At 74.0% G+C, this 17,484-nt stretch carries 14 protein-coding genes; 3 read left to right on the top strand and 11 right to left on the bottom strand.

The window, feature by feature from the left end; translation table 11 throughout:
* Nucleotides 1–34: 34 nt before the first annotated feature.
* On the top strand, nt 35–952 hold the full coding sequence (locus tag MCM47_RS26955; protein ID WP_238864297.1) for a phosphorothioated DNA-binding restriction endonuclease: 918 nt from the start codon (nt 35–37) through the stop codon (nt 950–952).
* Nucleotides 953–973: 21 nt separating this feature from the next.
* Here the strand turns inward: MCM47_RS26955 and MCM47_RS26950 are convergent, their stop codons facing one another.
* From MCM47_RS26950 to MCM47_RS26930, 5 genes are all read right to left on the bottom strand, one after another.
* Nucleotides 974–2,122 (bottom strand): hypothetical protein, encoded by a 1,149-nt coding sequence (locus MCM47_RS26950; protein ID WP_238864296.1) that lies wholly within the window; start codon nt 2,120–2,122, stop codon nt 974–976.
* A gap of 254 nt (nt 2,123–2,376) precedes the next feature.
* Entirely contained in the window at nt 2,377–3,645 is a 1,269-nt protein-coding gene (locus MCM47_RS26945) for a sugar ABC transporter permease (protein ID WP_238864393.1), read from the bottom strand.
* A 59-nt stretch (nt 3,646–3,704) separates the two neighbouring features.
* Nucleotides 3,705–4,484: an ATP-binding cassette domain-containing protein gene (locus MCM47_RS26940; protein WP_374209213.1), complete on the bottom strand. Its 780-nt coding sequence runs from the start codon at nt 4,482–4,484 to the stop codon at nt 3,705–3,707.
* Between the two features lie 96 nt (nt 4,485–4,580).
* The gene (locus tag MCM47_RS26935; RefSeq protein ID WP_238864294.1) at nt 4,581–5,696 is read right to left on the bottom strand and encodes a sugar ABC transporter substrate-binding protein; all 1,116 of its coding nucleotides are present in this window, start codon (nt 5,694–5,696) and stop codon (nt 4,581–4,583) included.
* Between the two features lie 249 nt (nt 5,697–5,945).
* Complete coding sequence (locus MCM47_RS26930) at nt 5,946–7,148, bottom strand: DUF6777 domain-containing protein (protein WP_238864293.1); 1,203 nt, start codon at nt 7,146–7,148, stop codon at nt 5,946–5,948.
* Between the two features lie 718 nt (nt 7,149–7,866).
* On the opposite strand from MCM47_RS26930, the gene MCM47_RS26925 reads away from it, so the two are divergent.
* On the top strand, nt 7,867–9,213 hold the full coding sequence (locus MCM47_RS26925) for a streptophobe family protein (protein WP_238864292.1): 1,347 nt from the start codon (nt 7,867–7,869) through the stop codon (nt 9,211–9,213).
* Between the two features lie 57 nt (nt 9,214–9,270).
* On the opposite strand, the gene MCM47_RS26920 is transcribed toward MCM47_RS26925, so the two are convergent.
* The 4 genes from MCM47_RS26920 to MCM47_RS26905 all read right to left on the bottom strand — a co-directional run bounded on the left by MCM47_RS26920 (nt 9,271) and on the right by MCM47_RS26905 (nt 13,908).
* Nucleotides 9,271–9,651 carry a DUF1304 domain-containing protein gene (locus MCM47_RS26920; RefSeq protein ID WP_238864291.1) on the bottom strand — a complete coding sequence of 127 codons (381 nt, stop codon included), beginning with the start codon at nt 9,649–9,651 and terminating at the stop codon, nt 9,271–9,273.
* Between the two features lie 103 nt (nt 9,652–9,754).
* Nucleotides 9,755–10,831 carry a serine/threonine-protein kinase gene (locus MCM47_RS26915; protein WP_374209212.1) on the bottom strand — a complete coding sequence of 359 codons (1,077 nt, stop codon included), beginning with the start codon at nt 10,829–10,831 and terminating at the stop codon, nt 9,755–9,757.
* Entirely contained in the window at nt 10,828–11,445 is a 618-nt protein-coding gene (locus MCM47_RS26910) for a hypothetical protein (RefSeq protein ID WP_238864290.1), read from the bottom strand. Before MCM47_RS26910 ends, MCM47_RS26915 begins: the two co-directional genes overlap by 4 nt.
* Nucleotides 11,446–11,523: 78 nt before the next feature.
* Nucleotides 11,524–13,908, bottom strand: a complete 2,385-nt coding sequence (locus MCM47_RS26905) for an FHA domain-containing protein (protein ID WP_238864289.1) — start codon at nt 13,906–13,908, stop codon at nt 11,524–11,526.
* A 198-nt stretch (nt 13,909–14,106) separates the two neighbouring features.
* Between MCM47_RS26905 and MCM47_RS26900 the strand changes: the two genes are divergently transcribed.
* The gene (locus MCM47_RS26900) at nt 14,107–15,456 is read left to right on the top strand and encodes an acyltransferase (protein ID WP_238864288.1); all 1,350 of its coding nucleotides are present in this window, start codon (nt 14,107–14,109) and stop codon (nt 15,454–15,456) included.
* Nucleotides 15,457–15,618: 162 nt separating this feature from the next.
* Here the strand turns inward: MCM47_RS26900 and MCM47_RS26895 are convergent, their stop codons facing one another.
* Complete coding sequence (locus MCM47_RS26895) at nt 15,619–16,410, bottom strand: DUF3050 domain-containing protein (protein ID WP_238864287.1); 792 nt, start codon at nt 16,408–16,410, stop codon at nt 15,619–15,621.
* A gap of 76 nt (nt 16,411–16,486) precedes the next feature.
* Nucleotides 16,487–17,446 carry an alpha-ketoacid dehydrogenase subunit beta gene (locus MCM47_RS26890; RefSeq protein WP_238864286.1) on the bottom strand — a complete coding sequence of 320 codons (960 nt, stop codon included), beginning with the start codon at nt 17,444–17,446 and terminating at the stop codon, nt 16,487–16,489.
* Between the last annotated feature and the right edge of the window lie 38 nt (nt 17,447–17,484).

Below are 17,484 nucleotides of genomic sequence, written 5' to 3'. Positions count from 1 at the left end.
GGCGCCGTCATCACCTCCGGCTACCCTGGCGGCCATGGACTGGCTCGATCGGGTGGCGAAGCTGAGGCGGTGGACCAACAACGACGTCCGGGCGCCGCACAAGCCGCTGCTGCTGCTGTACGCCCTGGGCAGCTACCAGCAGGACGCCCGGGGCGGGCTGCGCTACAGCGTGATCGAGGAGGAGCTCAAGCGGTTGCTCGCCGAGTACGGGCCGGCGCATCCGACGACTCCGGCCTACCCCTTCCACCACCTGGTCAGTGACGGTGTGTGGGAGGTGCGCACCGACGGCGGCGCCGGGAGCCCGGGGAGCGGGGTCCGGGCGCTGCGTTCCAGCGGGGCGACCGGGAGGCTCGCGCCCGGCCTGCGGGCCGCCCTCGCCGAGGAGCCGGCCCTGCTGGGCCGGTTGGTCAGGGTGCTGCTGGACACGCACTTCCCGTCGTCCCTGCACGGCGAGCTCTGCGCGGCCGTCGGCCTCGACCTGGAACTCGCGGAGACCGGCTCCGGGACCGGCGCGGACCGGGCGGCCCGGCGCCAGCGGGACCGGCGGATGCGCGACCTCGTCCTCACGGCCTACGAGTTCCAGTGCGCGTTCTGCGGCTACGACGGCACCTTGGGCGCGACCGCGGTCGGCCTGGAGGCCGCCCACGTGCGCTGGTGGTCCCACGACGGGCCGGACGAGGTCGACAACGGCCTCTGCCTCTGTTCGCTGCACCACAAGCTCTTCGACAAGGGCGTGTTGGGGTTGGGGGAGGACCGTCGCATCCTGGTCTCCCAGCGGTTCGTCGGCCGCAGCGAGGCGAGCCGGCAGCACGTCCTCGCCCTCGCCGGCCGGCCCGTCATCGGCCCGCAACGCGGCCTGCCCCCGGTCGCCGACCAGCACCGCCGATGGCACGAACGCCAGGTCTTCCACGGCACCGCCCGCCCACCCGTCAGCCTGGAGCCGGTCGGGTAGCGGGCGGGCGGCGGCACCGGGTCAGACGTGGGCGGACGGGTCGTTCATGAGCTGCCGGATCGCGGCCAGGATCGCGTCGAGGGCCGTCGGGTCGGCGGCGAGGTCGGCGAGGGGCACCGAGGGCCAGCCGCGGTAGCCCTTCTCGCTCTGCGCCGCCAGCTTCTTCTCCAGGGCCGGGACGGCGGGGAGGGCGGCGGCGAACGCGGCCGTCCCGGCGGGGCCGAGGTGGTGGGTGATCGAGCCGAAGCTGAAGGCGAGCTCCTCCTTCGCCGGGCCCTCGTACAGGGAGAGCGTCCAGACCGGCACCTGCCGACCGCGGACGGGGTAGTAGACGGACATGCTCGGGTACCTGGCCGTACCGCCCTCCAACCGCCCCTCGGCCGCGGCGTGGTCGAGCAGTGCCGTGGCGATCCGCCCGGTCTCCGGGGCCAGGCGGGCCGCGATCGCCGCGTCCAGGTCGGCGCGAGTGGACCGCTGGGCGACCCGCCGACCGGTGGGGGACTTCGCTGCGGTGGCGACCTCGCCGTGGATGCGGGGAACGAGGACGCGCAGGTCGCCGTCGCCCCGGTACTGGGTCAGCTCGACCGCGTACACGTCGGTCTGCCGCAGCTGCCGGTTGAGGAACTCCACGATCGCCCTCAGCTCCACCGGGATCCGGTCCGCGACGAACAGCAGGCGCATCTGCCCGGCGGTCAGGCGTTCCTCGACGGCGGACCAGAACTCCTCGGGGGAGCGGTCGCCGAGCAGGTCCCGGTAGGCGTCGTCCGGGGTCCGGCCGTCCGCGGCGCAGGTCTCCTCGAAGGAACGCTGCAGCAACGCCGCCGGCCAGTAGCGGGCCCCGTTCGCCGCGTAGTCCAGCATCTGGCCCACCACCTCGCGCCGGATGCGGGTGTCGCTCGCCCGCTTGACCTCCACCAGTGTCGGAATCCCGTCGGCGTCGACGAAGAGGTGGTCGAGCCGGTACGTCGGACCGCTCTCGGCGCTCGTCGGGACGCCCATCTCCCGCGCCACCAGCACGAGTCGCAAGGGCCGGCCGTCGGCCAGCGAACCGAAGTCCAGGACCCGCGGGTGGCGGGCCAGCAGCTCCTGGAACTCGGCCTCCGTCTCGAACACGGCCGGCTCCAGGGCGTGCAGGCCCCCGCCCAGGACGAATACCGACTGATCGGTCACGTGCTCCCCACCCCTGTTGACGCTCGACCGCCGCCCGGCTCCGGGCGGGGTCACACGACCGGGCCCCGGCGGCACGGTCTCCGCACCCATGGATACCGGACGCCACCGACAACCGCACCCGTCGACCCCGGACCCACGCCCGGCCCGCCCGCGGCGGACGCGCCGGTGAACGCCGGACCCCGACCGCGGGCGTGCGGTCGGGGCTCCGGGGGGGGGCGGCCGGTGCAGCCGGGTCGGCCGGTGCAGTGGGGTCGTCAGACCCGGCCGGCGGCCTTCTGGGTACGGCGGGCGAGGGAGTCGACGACCACTGCGGCGAGCAGGACCGCACCGGTGATCATGAACTGGATCGCGTTGCTGAGGCCCTCGATGTTCATGCCGGACTGGATCGAGCCGATCACCAGCGCGCCGAGCAGCGCCGACCAGGTCGAGCCGCGGCCGCCGAAGAGGCTGGTGCCGCCGATGACGGCCGCCGCGATGGCGTTCATCAGCAGGTTGCCGCCCCCGGACGTCTGGCTGGCGGACTGGATCTGGGCGGCGAGGAAGAGGCCGCCGATCGCCGCCATGGTGGAGCAGATCATGAAGACGCTGATCCGGGTCCAGGAGATGTTGATGCCGGCCCGGCGGGCGCCCTCGATGTTGCCGCCGAGCGCGAACACCTGCCGGCCGTAGGTGGTGCGCCGCAGGACGAAGTCGAGCACCACGATGAAGATCAGGAAGATCAGCAGGGCCAGCGGCAGGCCCTTGTACTGGTTGAGGGTGTACGCGGCGAGGAAGGCGATGACCGCCAGGACGACCGTGCGCAGGGCGATGTCCGCCGCCGGCCGGTACGGGACCCCCGCGCCCCGGCGCCGTCTGGTGTCGGCGAGGGAGGCGCCCAGGAAGAGCAGCACCCCGATCGCGGCCGCGCCGTACGCGGCGATCTGCTGGCCGTAGATGGTGCTGTAGAGGCGCGAGACGATGTCGTTGCCGGGGAGGTTGACGGTGCCGCTGGAGCCCAGGATCTGCAGCATCGCGCCGTTCCAGCCGAGGTTCCCGGCGAGGGTGACGACGAAGGCCGGCACGCCGACCTTGGCGAAGAACACGCCCTGGATCAGGCCGACGACCGCACCGCCGAGGACGGCGCAGATCAGGGCCACGTACTGGTTCACGCCGTGCGTCACGCTCATGACCGCGTAGATCGCCGCGCAGAGGCCGCTGACCGAGCCGACCGAGAGGTCGATCTCGCCGAGCAGCAGGACGAAGACCACGCCGATCGCGATCATGCCGGTGCCGACGATCTGCTGGGACAGGTTGGAGAGGTTCTGCGCGGAGAGGAAGCTGCTGTTGAGGCTGCCGAAGACGGCCCAGATCACGATCAGTGCCAGGACGACCGGCAGGGAGCCGAGTTCGCCGCTGCTCAGCCGCCGGCGGAACTCGCCGAGGTAGCCCTTGATGCCCTCCTGGCGGACGATCAGCCGGGGGTCCACGGCGGGGGTGGCCTCGGCGGCCACCGGGACGGGGGCGTTGACGCCGCCCTTGGGCATGCTGTCCTCGGGCAGCGGGACGTGGTGTCCCGGCTCGCCCCCGGGCGGGGTGTTCTCGCTCACTGGGAGCCCTCCGTGCCGCGGGCCTGTCGGCGGGTCACCGCGTTGTCGGTGGCGCCGGTGATGGCCGAGATGATCTGTTCCTGATTGGTGTAGCGCTTGTCGAAGACGCCGTTGTTGCGCCCGAGGCGCAGCACGGCGACGGTGTCGGCGACGGCCATGACGTCGGCCATGTTGTGGCTGATCAGGATCACGCCGAGGCCGCGTTCGCGCAGCCGCTCGACGAGGTCGAGGACCTGTGCGGTCTGTTCGACGCCGAGGGCGGCGGTCGGCTCGTCCAGCATCACGACCTTGGGCTCGCCGATCAGCGCGCGCGCGATGGCCACCACCTGGCGCTGGCCGCCGGAGAGCGAGGCGATGGGGATCCGCACGCTCGGGATGCGGATCGAGAGCGTGTCGAGGAGTTCGCGGGAGCGCTTCTCCATCTCCACCTCGTCGAGCACGGTGAAGCGCCGGATCTCGCGGCCGAGGAAGAGGTTGCCGACCACGTCGAGGTTGTCGCAGAGCGCGAGGTCCTGGTAGACGGTGGCGACGCCGAGGTGCTGGGCGTCCTGCGGGCGGTGGATGGTGACCGCCCTGCCGTGCCACTCGATGACGCCGTCGTCCGGCTGGTGAACGCCGGCGATCGCCTTGACCAGGGTGGACTTGCCGGCGCCGTTGTCGCCGACCAGGGCCACCACTTCGCCCGCGTGCACTTCGAGTTCGATGTCGGTGAGCGCCTGCACGGCGCCGAACCGTTTGGAGACCCCGCGCAGGGCCAGAACGGTCTCACCTGCCACAGTGATCAACTCCCTCGTGCCCCGCCTTCCCGGGAAGGCGGGGCGTCGTCGGCTACGGGTACGGCCTGGGGTGTTCCGGGGCGGAGGGCCCGCGGGTCACGTGAGGCCGGCCGCGGAGCACGCGGCGGCGTAGTCGGGCGTGCAGATCTGCTGGACGGTGTAGAGGCCGTCGGCGACCACGGTGGTCTTGATGTTGTCCTTGGTCAGGACGATCGGGGTGATGAGGTCGGCCTGCACCTTGTTGCCGCTGCCGTTGGTGACCGTCACCGGCACCAGCTTCGCGTCGAGGGGCTTGCCCTGGGCGAACGTGACCGCCATGGTGGCCGCCGCGTCCGTCTCCGGCTTGAAGGGCTTGTAGATCGACATCGTCTGGGTGCCGGCGAGGATCCGCTGGACTGCGTCCAGCTGGGCGTCCTGGCCGGTCAGCGGGACGCTGAGGTTGGCGGCCTTGAGCGCGGTGGAGATACCGGCGGCCATGCCGTCGTTGGCCGAGTAGACGCCGACCACGTTCGGGGCGCCGATCGCGGTGATCGCGGCGGCGGCCTCCTGGTTGGCGTTGTTCGGGTCCCAGTTGGGAGTGTCGTACTCCTTGCCGATCTTGAGCTTGCCGTCGATCGCGCTGTGCGCGCCGGCCTTGAAGTCGGCCGCGTTGGGGTCGGTGGGCGAGCCGTTGATCATGATGATCGAGCCGGAGTTCGCCTTGTCTCCGACCGCGTCGACGAGGGCCTTGCCCTGCAGCTCGCCGACCTTCTTGTTGTCGAACGACACGTAGGAGTCGACCGGGCCCTGCGCCAGGCGGTCGTAGGCGATCACCTTCACGCCCGCGTCGTGCGCCTTCTGGACGGAGGACTGGATCGCCTTGGAGTCCACCGCGTCCAGGATCAGGACCTTGTCGCCCTTGGTCAGGGCGGTGTCGACCTGGGTCTGCTGGGTGGTCGCGTTCTCGTTGGCGTTGTAGTAGTCGATCTGGGCGTCCGGCGCCAGCTCCTTGATCTTCTGCTCGATCAGCGGGCGGTCGAACTGCTCGTACCGGGTGGTCTTGGTCTCGGGCAGCAGCAGGCCGATCCGGACCGCGCCCACCGCGGTTCCGCTCGGGCTGCCGCCCGTCGACGTGGTCCCGGTGGACTGCTTGGCGCTGCCGCACGACGCCAGACCGAGACCGAGGGTAACGACTGCGGTCGCCGCTACGACGCGGCGAAGACCGATGCTCATGGGATGCCTCTCCAGTTGAGTCCACCCCCGTTGGCTCCACCCCCGCCCTACGAGTCTGTGAAGACCGGCGCGGCACCACGATTCGGGCTGAGCCGAACGGGTTGCGCATGTCCCCCGGGGGACGTAGGGGCCGGCGTCCGGCCCGGTCCGGCGGTCGGGCGGACCCGGAGCGCAGGCGGTGCGGAACGGCGGAGGGGACCCGGACCGGTGTCCGGGTCCCCTCCGCCGTGTCATGTCACGGCTGCGGCCTCAGCTGGCCTCGGGCCCTCCCGCCGCCGTGCTGCAGGGCGGCAGCGTGGACGGCGAGGTGGTGGCACAGGTCGCCGTGGCCGCGGTGGTGGTGCCGGTCGCCGTCGTGGTGGCGGTCGCCGACCCGCTGGTCACCGTGGTGGTCGCGGTGGCGGTGGCGGTCGCGGTGGCCGTCGCCGTCACGGGGGCCGTCGCGGTGGCGGTGACCGTCGCCGTCGCCGTCGCGGTCGCCGTCGTCGGCGGGCCGGAGGAGGCCGGCGGCGAGGAGGTGCCACCGGCGCCGGGGCTCTTCGAGGTGGCCGTGGACGTGGCGGTGCTCGCGGAGGACGACGGCCCGGACGGCGAACCCGAGGTGCTGGAGGCCGAGGTGGAGCCCGACGGGGAGCCGGAGACCGAGGCGGGCGCCGAGACCACCTTCATGGGCTCGGCCGGCGGGATGCCGGGCGCCAGCTCCTTCGGAGCCTTCACCGGCGTGTCCTCCACCTTGATCTGCCCGGTCACCCGGGCGAACCAGCCACCCGTCTCGACGTTCACCAGGACGATCTCCCGCACCGGCTGCGGCGCCGCGACCACGATGATCACCTGGGACGGCTGGAAACCGGCCCAGGACTTGCCCGTGTACTTGGCGTCGGAGACCAGCTGCGGCGGCTTCAGCGGGTTGCCGCAGCCGCAGCGCACCCGCGGCACGCCCTGCGCGTCCACCAGGACGGAGGTGCCGGCCTGGAGGACGGACTGGTAGGCGACCGCCGCCCCGCCCTTGTACCCGTGGTTGGTCACCCGGGTGTCCACCCGCAGGTACGCCGAGGTGAGCGAGCGCATGTAGCCCGGGATGTCGGCCTGCTGGATGCCCTGGGCGGAGGCCCACGCCCGGCCGGAGTCGCCGGTGGACGTCATGGAGATCAGCTTTTCGACGTCGCAGCTCGGCTTGGACATCGTCCCGGCGTAGAGCCCGGCCGAGGAGCCCTGGACGCTGTGGATGCCGGTCGGCGACGCCGCGGCGGTGGTGGTCTGGGTGCCGGTGGTCGGTCGGGCCGGTGCGGAGGTCGGCTGCGGGGCCGAGACGGCGGCGGTCTCCACCGACGGGGTGAACGGCGCCGGACCGGGATCGCTCGGTTGCTGCAGCGCCACCTCGTTGGCGGCCGGGATGGCGTCGCCGGGGGACGAACCGCTGTTGCTGTTGACGATCAGCACCGTTGCGATCACGGCCAGCACCGCCGTCCCGGCGACCACGGCCAGCTTGGGCCAGGAACGCCACCAGGGTGTCGGCCGTTCGCCGGGGGGGCCGCCCGGGGCGCCGCCGGCGCTGCCCGGACCGGATGGGCCGGACGGGGGACCGGGCGGGCCCGAGCGTCCGCCGGACGGGGGACCGGAGAGCGGGCCGGACGGGGGCCCGGAGGGCGGACCGTACGGCGGCCCGGACGGGGGCGGTTGGGAACTCATCGACGCTCCGTTTCGCAGGCGGCCGGCGAAACGGCCGGCACAGCAGGCTCCTGCCACTGGCTTCCATTTCTGCCCCCGGTGTGCGCGGGCCGCAACAGCAGGTCACACCGCGGTCGCCGTCCGTGCGAGTGTGCCGGCCGGGGCCGGGGCCGGGGCCGGGGCCGCGGCCCCGGCCCGAGTCCGGTCCGGGCCGCGCCGAGTCCGGTCCCGCCCGGGCCCGCTTCGCACCCCCGAGCTCCAGGGGCGGTGGCGCGCGCAGCGCGCGGCCTCCGGCCCCGGGTGTGAGTCTGGTTCCGGACGCCGGCCCGTGGTGGCCGGAGGCCGCAGGCCCGGCGAGCGGGGCACCCCGGCCCCCGGTGCCGGCAGCGGTGGCACCCGCGCCCTCGGCCCGGCAGGCCGGGACGCAGCCGTCGTGAACCGAGCACGCACCCGTCGCGCCGAACGCCGAACGCACACCCGAACCCGTCAGGAAGGAGCCCCCATGCACCCGGAGCCCCCCACCCCGGCACCCGGCCCGCCCGGCTTCCTGCGAGGCTGGCTGGACGCGCTCGCGGTCGTCCTCGCGGGGCTCGTGGCGATGGCCGCGGTGGCCGCGCTGGGGCTCTGGGCGGCCGGCGCCGACGAGCTGCCGGGGGGCGGCTTCCCCTCCGTGCTGGCCGCGACGCTGGCCCTCGCGGTCGGCGGCACGGTGAGCCTGGACGGCGGGGCCGGTTTCTTCGCCCAGGTGGACGCCGGGATCACCGCGATGCCGCTGTCCGTCGGCCTGGTCGGAGCGCTGGCCATGGTGGAGGTGTTCCTGCGCCAGCTGCGCTTCCGCGCGGTCGCGCACGGCGGTGAGCTGCTCGGCCGGGTGGCCCGGACCGCCGCCGTCTGGGTGGTCGCCCTCGCCCTGCTGACGGTCGGTGCCAAGCACACCTTCGCCGTCCCGCTCGGCAACGACCTCGCCGAACGGATCGGCGGGCTCCTCGGGGTCAACCCCGAGGTCGGTTTCCACGCCGAGGCGGCCACGACGATCGGCCTCGGCCTGCTCTGGCTGCTGGTCGTCCTGACGGCCGCCTTCGCGGTCTCCCGCCGGGCGCCGCTGCCGCGCTCCCTGGTGCCGTTCCAGCAGGCCGTCCGTCCGGCCGCCTTCGCGATGCTGGTGGTGCTGCTCGCCTATGTGGCGATCGGGCTGGTCGTGGGCCTGATCACCGCCGTCGTCCACGGCAACGCCCGGGAGACGACGGCGGTCCTGCTCCTGGCGCTGCCGAACCTGGTCTGGCTCGCCTTCGGGGTCGGCATGGGCGCCCAGTGGCACGGCCACCTGGTGGGTGCGGTCGGCCTGCCGGTGCCCAAGCCGCTCGCCGAGGCGTTGCGGGCTCCGGACGGCCAGGAGGCCACCGTCAGCCTCGGCACCCTCGCCGAGCAGGACGGCCGCGCCTGGTGGCTGCTCCCGCTGGCGGCCGTCCTGCTGCTCGCCGCCGGCGTCCTCGCCGCCTACCGCGCGCCGCGCGGCGTGCGGCCGTGGCAGCACGCCGTCCGGCTGGCGGCCGCCGCGGCCGTGACGATGCTGCTGGTGGGCGTCTGGACCCGGGTCTACGCCGAGTACGGGCTCTCGGTGCTGGGCGTCGGGGTGGGCGAGGGCGGTCTGGGCGACCTGCTCGGCTCGGTGCTCGGCGGTACCAACCCGCTGGCCGGCCTGGGCGGCGGCACGCTCGTGCTGGAGCCGCAGCTCTGGGTGGCCGTCCCGCTGGCGGCGGGTTGGGGCCTGGTGACGGGCTTCCTGGGCGCTCTGGTGGCGGCCCGGCTCGGCCGGCGCGGCGAGGTGGAGCCCCCCGCCGGCCGCTGAGCGGCCGCGACCGTGCCCCATGAGCGGGTGCGGCCGCCACCCTCCGCGGGAGGCCGCTCAGCCGGCCACGAGGTGGGCGATGACGACCACCGCCGGCGGCACGGCCTGGGCGAGCGCCCCGCGCCAGACGCGGCGCTCGGAGGCGAAGAGGGTGACCCCGGCCGCGATCATGAAGGCGCTGACGAACAGGACCAGCGCGCGGCCGGTGGCCCGGTCGTCCGTGTGCAGGGCCGCCACCCCCGCGCCGAGGCCGAGGGCCAGGTACAGGTTGTAGAAGCCCACGTTGAAGCGCCAGAGCCGGACCTCGGGCGCGTCCGCGGTGCTGCCGGTGAGCAGGTAGCGCACCCGCGGGTGCCCGTAGAGGAAGCTCTCCAGCGGCCACACGATCAGGTGGACTCCGGCGGCGATCAGGGCGAAGACCTGGCTGACGGCGTTCATGGGGGCTCCGCGTTCGGAAGGGCCGGAGGGCGGGGGCGGGGGCGGGGGCGGGGGCGCAAGGCGCGAGGGCCGGAGAGCGGGGGCGACGGCTCCGGTCGCCGGGTCAGCGCACCGGCGGGCTGACCACCGGGGCCGCCCAGGACGGCGGCTCGGGGACGCCCGGTGGCGCGGTCGGGCCGTGGGCCGGGACCACCACCTCGGTCCGCGGGCCGCCGCCCGGCCAGGGCTCGGCGGGCGCGCGTCCCTCGGCGGCCGAGGCGATGATCGCGGCGCGCAGCCCGGCGACGAACGGCAGGCAGCCCTCGTACCGCTGGTCGGGTGACTTGGCGAGCGCGCGGGCCACCGCGTCGTCCACGGCACCGGACAGGTCGGGGCGGCGCGCGCGCAGGCTGGGCGGCGGGTCGTTGAGGTGGGCCCAGAGCAGCGCGAGGTCGCTCTCCCGGCGGAACGGCGGCTCCCCGGCCAGCATTTCGAAGACCACGCAGGCGAGGCTGTACTGGTCGCAGCGGCCGTCCAGCGGGCGGCCGGAGATCTGCTCCGGCGCCGCGTAGTCGAGCGTGCCGACGATCTGGCCCACGTTGGTCAGCCCGCTGAGCGAGAGCGACTTCTTGGTGAGGCCGAAGTCGGCCAGGTAGAGGTGCTCGGGGTGCTCGCTGTCGGTGCCGGCGGCGACCAGCACGTTGCCGGGCTTGACGTCCCGGTGGACCAGGTCGTGGGCGTGCGCGGCGTCCAGCGCGGAGGCGATCTGCAGGGCGAGCTGCGCCGCCCGCTCGACCTGGAACGGGCCGTCCCGCCTGATCAGGCCGCGCAGGTCGCCGCCCTCGACGAAGCGCATCGCGATGAACAGGATGCCGTCGGCCTCGCCCGCCTCGAAGACCGGGATGATGTGCGGGTGGTCGATCGCGGCGGCCGCCTCCGACTCGTGGATGAAGCGCTTGCGGAACACCTCGTTGCGGGCCAGCTCGGGGGCCAGCAGCTTGACCGCGACGGTCCGGCCCAGCCGCAGGTCCTTGGCCCGGTAGACGACGGCCATGCCGCCGCGGCCGATCTCGGACTCCAGCCGGTAGCCGGCCACCCGGCGGCCCACCTTGCCGGCGGGCAGGCTGGGGACGTCGTCGGTGGCGCGCTGCGGGCGGGGCGGCGGCCCGGAGGCGGCGGGCGGCGGTTCCGGGGGACTCACGGTTCACCCGTCCGGGTCGGCTCGTACCCGCCCGGCGGGGCGGCCGGTCGGGCGCCCGGCGGCCGCGGGGCCGCCGGGGCGACGGGCGGGCGCGGGGCCACCGGCCCGCCGGCCGAGCTGGGGTTGGAGCGCGGCCGGCCGGAGGCGGCGTAGGTCTGCAGCTGCAGACCGTCGCAGTAGCACCAGCGGTCGTGGGCCGCGTCGAACACCCAGAGCGCCTCGCCGTCGACGACCAGCCCGATCCGCAGGCCGCGGGCCCGCTCCCGGAAGGTCTCCAGGTCGACCTGGGCGGCCGCGAGGTCCTCCAGCAACGAGCGGTAGCGGTTGAGGGCGCCCTCGGCCTCGGCGAGCGCCGGCCGGGGGTCGGCGGTGCGGGCGGGGGGCGCGCCGGCGGCCGGCGGGGTGTCCGGGAGGGCGACCAGCAGCCGGCCGTCCACCCAGGTGGACCAGCCGTTGGAGCAGAGCACGTACGCCCAGTCACCCCGGCGGTCGATCAGCCGGACCGGCAGCAGCGGATCCAGCGGCGTCGACGGCTGCGACGGGTCCGGCGCCGCCCAGGTGGCCATCCCGTCCGGCGCGGCGACGTGGGTCGGGCGGAACGCGAACTCGTCCATGGGCGGCTGCCTGTCTCCTGACTGCTTCGGCGGGGCCCGACGCTCGCCGGGCCGCCTCCGTCACTTCCGCGTGTTCCGTCACTTCCGCATGATCGCGGGCTCCTGCCGGCGCAACAGCGCCAGCACGGCGAGCCCCAGGACCGCCGACAGGGCCACCAGCAGGCCCAGACAGCGCAGCCAGGTGGTGCGGTCCGGGCGGAACAGCGGGTCGGCGGTGATGGTGGTCGGGAAGACCGTGTGCAGGTCGATGCTCTGGGCCATGGCCGCCAGGCCCCAGCGGGACGGCACCAGCCAGGCGAACTGCTCCAGGCCGGGCACGCCGTACAGCTTCAGCATGGCGCCGCTGAAGACGATCTGCACCACCGCGAGGAGCACCAGCATCGGCATGGTGGCCTCCTCCTTGCGCACCAGTGCGGAGACCAGCAGACCCAGCATCATCGCCGAGAAGGAGAGTGCCGCGACGGCGATGATCAGTTCGACCAGCGGCGGCAGCACCACCCCGCTCTGCAGCCGAACCCCGTTGGCCAGGACCGGGCTCAGCTGCACCCCGGCCAGGCCGACGGTGGTCAGCACGGCGGCCTGGACCACCGTGATCGTGCCCAGCACCACCACCTTGGAGACCAGGTACGCCGATCTGGACAGGCCGACCACCCGCTCGCGCTGGTAGATCGCCCGCTCCTTGACGATCTCGCGCACCGCGTTGGCCGATCCGGTGAGCAGACCGCCGATGCAGAGGGTGAGCACGACGTTGATCGCGTTCTCGGAGGAGATCCGGGAGCCGGCCATGGCCCGGCACATGATGCCGATGATGAACGGCAGGGCGATCATCACGGTCAGGAAGAGCCGGTCGGCGGCCAGCACGGAGGTGTACCGCCGCACCAGGGTGGTGAGCTGGGCGAACCAGCCCTGCGGCTTCTCCGGGCCGATCGGGCTGCGGGCCGCCCCGGCCGGTCCCGCCGCGGGGGCGGGCGCCGGCGCCGCGGCGGGCGGCAGCGCGGCGCCCGCCACGTACCGCTCGTGCAGCGGGGACTCTCGGAACCGGCGCTGCCAGCCGGCGTGGTCCTCGTTCTCGAACGCCTCGAAGGCCTCGGGCCATTCGGAGAAGCCGAAGAACGACAGGGCCTCGTCGGGCGGGCCGTAGTAGGCGACCCTGCCGCCGGGCGCCAGCACCAGCAGCCGGTCGCAGACGTCCAGGCTGAGCACGCTGTGGGTGACCACGACCACCGTCCGGCCGTCGTCGGCGAGGCCGCGCAGCATCTGCATCACCGAGCGCTCCATGCCCGGGTCCAGGCCGGAGGTGGGCTCGTCGAGGAAGAGCAGTGACGGCTTGGTGAGCAGTTCGAGGGCGACGCTGACGCGCTTGCGCTGGCCGCCGGAGAGGCTGGAGATCACCTGGCCGGAGCGGGCTTCCAGGCCGAGTTCGCGGATCACCTCGTCGACCCGGGCCTCGCGCTCCTCCCGGGCGGTGTCGCCGGGGAACCTCAGCTCCGCGGCGTAGGAGAGTGCGCGGCGGACGGTGAGCTCCTTGTGGAGGATGTCGTCCTGCGGCACCAGGCCGATCCGGCGGCGGAGCTCGGCGTAGTCGCGGTAGAGGTCGCGCCCGTCGTACAGGACGGTGCCCTCGTCGGCGGGGCGCAGCCCGGTGAGCGCGTTGAGCAGGGTGGACTTGCCCGCGCCGCTGGGGCCGGCCACCGCGAGCAGGGCCTTCTCGGCGAGCGGGAAGCCCACGTCGTCCAGCAGCACCCGGTGGTCGGGGCCGACCCGGACCACCAGGCCCTGGACGTGCAGGGAGATCTCGCCGGTGTCGGTGTACTCGACCAGCTCGTCGCCGGCCAGGCAGAGGGCGGAGTGGCCGATGCCGATGATGTCGGCGGGGCCGACCGGCGCCCGTTCCACCGGCCGGCCGTTGAGGTACGTACCGTTGTGGCTGGAGAGGTCGACGATCTCGTGGCCGCCGTCCGGCAGGGTGCGCAGCTCGGCGTGGTGGCGGGAGACCACCAGGTCGTCCAGGACGAGGTCGTTGTCGCCGGCCCGGCCGATGCGCACCGTGCGACCCGGGAGCCGGATCACCGCGCTGGGCCGGCGGAAGACCCCGGAGGCCTGCGGGGCGATCAGCGACGGCCGCTCGCCGGGCGTGGGGGCCGGCAGGCCGGCGAAGATCGCGGACGGACCGTCGGCCGCGTTGCCGAACCGCAGCCGGGTGCCGGGTCCGACGTCCTCGTGCCGGATCCGGCGGCCGTCGGTGAAGGTGCCGTTGGTGCTGCCGACGTCGTCGAGCAGCCAGTGGCCGTCGTCGGCGTGGAGCACGGCGTGGTGCCAGGAGACGCGGGGGTCGTCGAGGACGATCTCGCTCGTCGGGTCTCGGCCGACGTGGTACGCCCGGCGCGGATCGATCAGCTGCGAATCCGTGTCGGTGACGAGAACCAGGGGCGGCGCGGTCGACGCGCCTGCGCGGTCTCCCATGCCTCGGATTCTAGTCCGGCCGGGCGGACCCGGCCGGTCCGGCGGGCGGCGGTCGGGCGGGTGGGGTGCCCGGGCGAAGTGGCCAATTGGACTGGACCACTGGATCCGGTCCGGTGTGCTGCCCTATCGTTCGGGGTGCCGCCCCCCGGGACGAGGGGTGCTGCGCACCACTCCCCGCGAGCACCCCGGGACGGACCCATGAGCCTCTGGCCGCAGTTGCGCAGATCCCGGGTCGTCCGGGCCGGCCGGGCCTCCGGGGCGGTGCTGCGCTGCGGGCTGATGGACACCATGCTCGCCGACCTCTCGGTCTCCGTCGTCCTCTGCTACGAACAGGTGCTGGACGAGGACCGGCTCGCCGCCGGCCTCGCCCGCGCGCTCGAACGGATCCCGGTGTTCGCCGGCCGGCTCCGCACCGAGGCCGGCGCGCTGACCGCCGTCTGCGACGACTCCGGTGTGCCGATGGCCAGTTACGACGTCGACGGGACCCTCGCCGAGGCGATGGGCCGGATCGGCGCGGCCGGTGCGCAACTGGTCGACCCGGTGGACGCGCCGGCCGCCCGGACCGGTGCGGCGCCGCTGCTCACCGTCCGCGTCACCCGGCCCTCGGCCGGCGGCACGGTGCTCGGCTGCTCCTGGCACCACGCCGTCGGCGACCTGCACAGCTTCATGCTGCTGCTGCGCGCCTGGTCCGCTGCCGTCGAGGGCGAGGAACTGCCCGAGGCCGAACTGGTCGCGGACCAGGACGCCCTGCTGGACGAGGTGCTGCCCGCCGAGGACTGCGGCCGGCCCGGGTTCCGGCTGCCCGGCCCGGCCGAGGCCGCCGCGCTGGCCCGGGAGGTGGCGGCCGGGCCGCGCGCCAACCGGACCGTCCAGATCCACTTCGGCGACGCGGAACTCGCCCGGATGCGGGAGCGGTTCACCGCCGAGGCGGGCCGGCGGCTCTCGACCGGCGACGCACTCTGCGCCCATGTCGTCCACACCGTAAGGGAATTGGACGGCGACACGGAGGCGCGCGGGCTGACCGTCCCGGTCAACGTCCGCCGCCCGCTCGGCCTCCCGTCGGCCCTGGTCGGCAATCTGCTCAGCGAGATCCACCTCACCCAGCACCCCGAGGCCGGGCCGGCCGTGCTCGCCGCCGAACTGCGTTCCGCGGTGACGGCGTTCACCGCCGAACACCTCAACCTCCGCGCCAACCTGGGATTCCTGGAAACCATCGGCCGGGACCGGCTCGGCGGGTGCGTGCCGCTCGGCTTCGACCCGGAGCGCAAGCGGTTCAGCTTCTCCAACTGGAGCCGGTTCGGCGCCTACCGGGTGGCCTTCCAGGGGCAGCGCCCGGTGTTCTTCAGCCCCACCGCCAACTACCCGCTGCCGTGGGTGTCCTGGACCGTCGAAGGGTTCCACGGCACCGGGCTGCTCACCACGGTGGTGCTGCCGGCGCGGCTGGCCGCCCGGCTGCGCGGCGCCGAGGGGCGCGCGGCGCTGCACCGCTTCCGGGACGCGGCGGACCGCCTGCCCGCCGTGGCCGCCGCCGTGCCGAAGGTGCTCTGAGCGGGCCGGGGAGCAGGGGAGGGGGGCGACCGGCGGCCGCCCCCCCTCGTCGTTCCCGCCCCGGCGTCGGTGCGGGGCGTCAGGCCCGGCCCTCGGTCAGGCGCCAGCCGGTGGTCGGGCCGGTGGTCGGGCCGGTGGTCAGGCTGTTGGTCGGGCTGCTGGTCAGGCCGGGAAGGCCTCCTCGATCGCCGTCCAGAGCCGCACCCGGGCCTGCAGGGCGAGCCGGACGGTCTCCGCGCAGGCCGCCCACTTGGCCTCGTCCTCCCCGTTGAGGTCGATCAGCATCTGCATCGCCATCGGGGTGTGCTGCTCACCGTCGACCTCGATGTGCCGGGCCAGGTAGTCCTTGAAGACGGTGAGCGCGCCGTCCGGGTCCTCGATCCGGATCACCTGGGCGAACATGTCCGGGATGAGGTCCTCGCGGCCGAACGCGAAGGCGGCCGCCCGGCAGTGCACCGGCGCGTTCTCGATGATCTCCCAGGTGGTGGCGGTGAAGTCGACGGCGGCCTGCGGCACCCCGGCGGCCTTCAGTGCCTCCGGCACCGGCGTGCCCGCGCCCAGCAGCGCGAGGAACTCCTCGACCGGTCGCGGATCGGCGCCGGCCTGCCGCATGCCCTCGACGTAGAGCTCGAAGTGGCTGATGAACCCCTCGCCCAGCTCGTCGCTCTCCTCCACCAGCACGATCTCGTTGATCAGCCGGCGGCTGGCGGTCGGCCCGTTCGGAACCCACGGGACGTCGACGCAGGTCAGTTCGCGCTGCAGGCTCTTCAGCAGCGACATGAAGTCCCAGACGGCGAAGACGTGCCGGTCCAGGAAGGTGCGGACGCGCTCGATGCTGGTGAGCCCGCCGTACACGGTGTGGGAGACGACTTCGCGGCGGAGCGGCTCGATCGCCTGCTGCAGGCCGGTCAGGCCCGGGTGCGAACGGTCCCAGTGGTAACGGTTGGTGGACATGTGAAGCTCCTTCACGTGGGGAACCGGATTCTGACACGAGGTGCACATGAAGCAAAGGGGTTGCGCGATAACGGAGTTACTTCACGACGGCGCGCAGGGCGTGCCGCAGCTGCTCCCGGCCGGGCTGGAGGGCGCGGTCGAGTGCCGGGGCGAACGGCAGTACCGCGCCGTCCGGGCGGGTGATCCGGCGCGGCGGGGCGGTGAGCCGCATCTCCTCGGCGGCGGTGGCCAGCACCTCGGCCCCGATTCCGCAGCTGCGGTTGGAGTCGTCGACGACCACCAGGCGGCCGGTGCGATCCAGCGAGGCGGCGAGCGCCGCCCAGTCGAACGGGTGGAGGGTGCGCGGGTCGAACACCTCGACCGAGATCTCGTCGGCCATTTCCCGGGCCACCTCCAGCGCGTCGTGCACCAGGTGTCCGATCGCGACCAGCGTGACGTCGGTGCCCGACCGGTGCACCCGGGCCGAGCCGAGCGGGACCGGCGCGAGCTCCCAGGTGACGGTCTCGCGCACCGGCAGGGCGGCGGCCGGGGCGAACACCACCACCGGGTCGGGGTCGCGGACGGCCGAGCGGAGCAGGCCGTAGGCGTCCGTCGGGGTGGCGGGCACCACGGTCTTCACCCCGGCATGCGCGAACAGGCTGTACGGGTGGTCCGAGTGCTGGCCCGCCCAGCCGTCCCGGGAGCCGGAGCCCGGGACCAGGCAGGTCAGCGGAACGCCCGCCTGGCCACCGGTCATCAGCGAGAACTTGTGCGCCTGGTTGACGAGTTGCTCGTACACGAGGAAGAGGAGCGAGGGGATCTGGAACTCCAGCACCGGGCGGCGACCGGACAGGGCGGCGCCGATCGCCATCGCGGTGAAGGCCTGTTCGGAGAGCGGGGTGTCGACGATCCGCCCGGGCCCGAAGCGGTCCAGCAGGCCGAGGGTCGGGCCGGCCATGCCGGCGCCCACGTCCTCGCCGAAGACGCAGACCGCGGGGTCCGCCGCGAGCTCGTCGGCGAGCGCCCGGTTGAGCGCCTTGGTGTAGGAAAGCTTCATGCGCCCGCCTCGCTCCGCTCGCCAGGGGCATTCGCCCA

Source organism: Kitasatospora sp. A2-31, from assembly GCF_022288725.1.
GTDB lineage: Bacteria > Actinomycetota > Actinomycetes > Streptomycetales > Streptomycetaceae > Kitasatospora.
The sequence above is the reverse complement of the archived record's forward strand: the minus strand, read 5'-3'. Positions and strand labels throughout refer to the sequence as shown.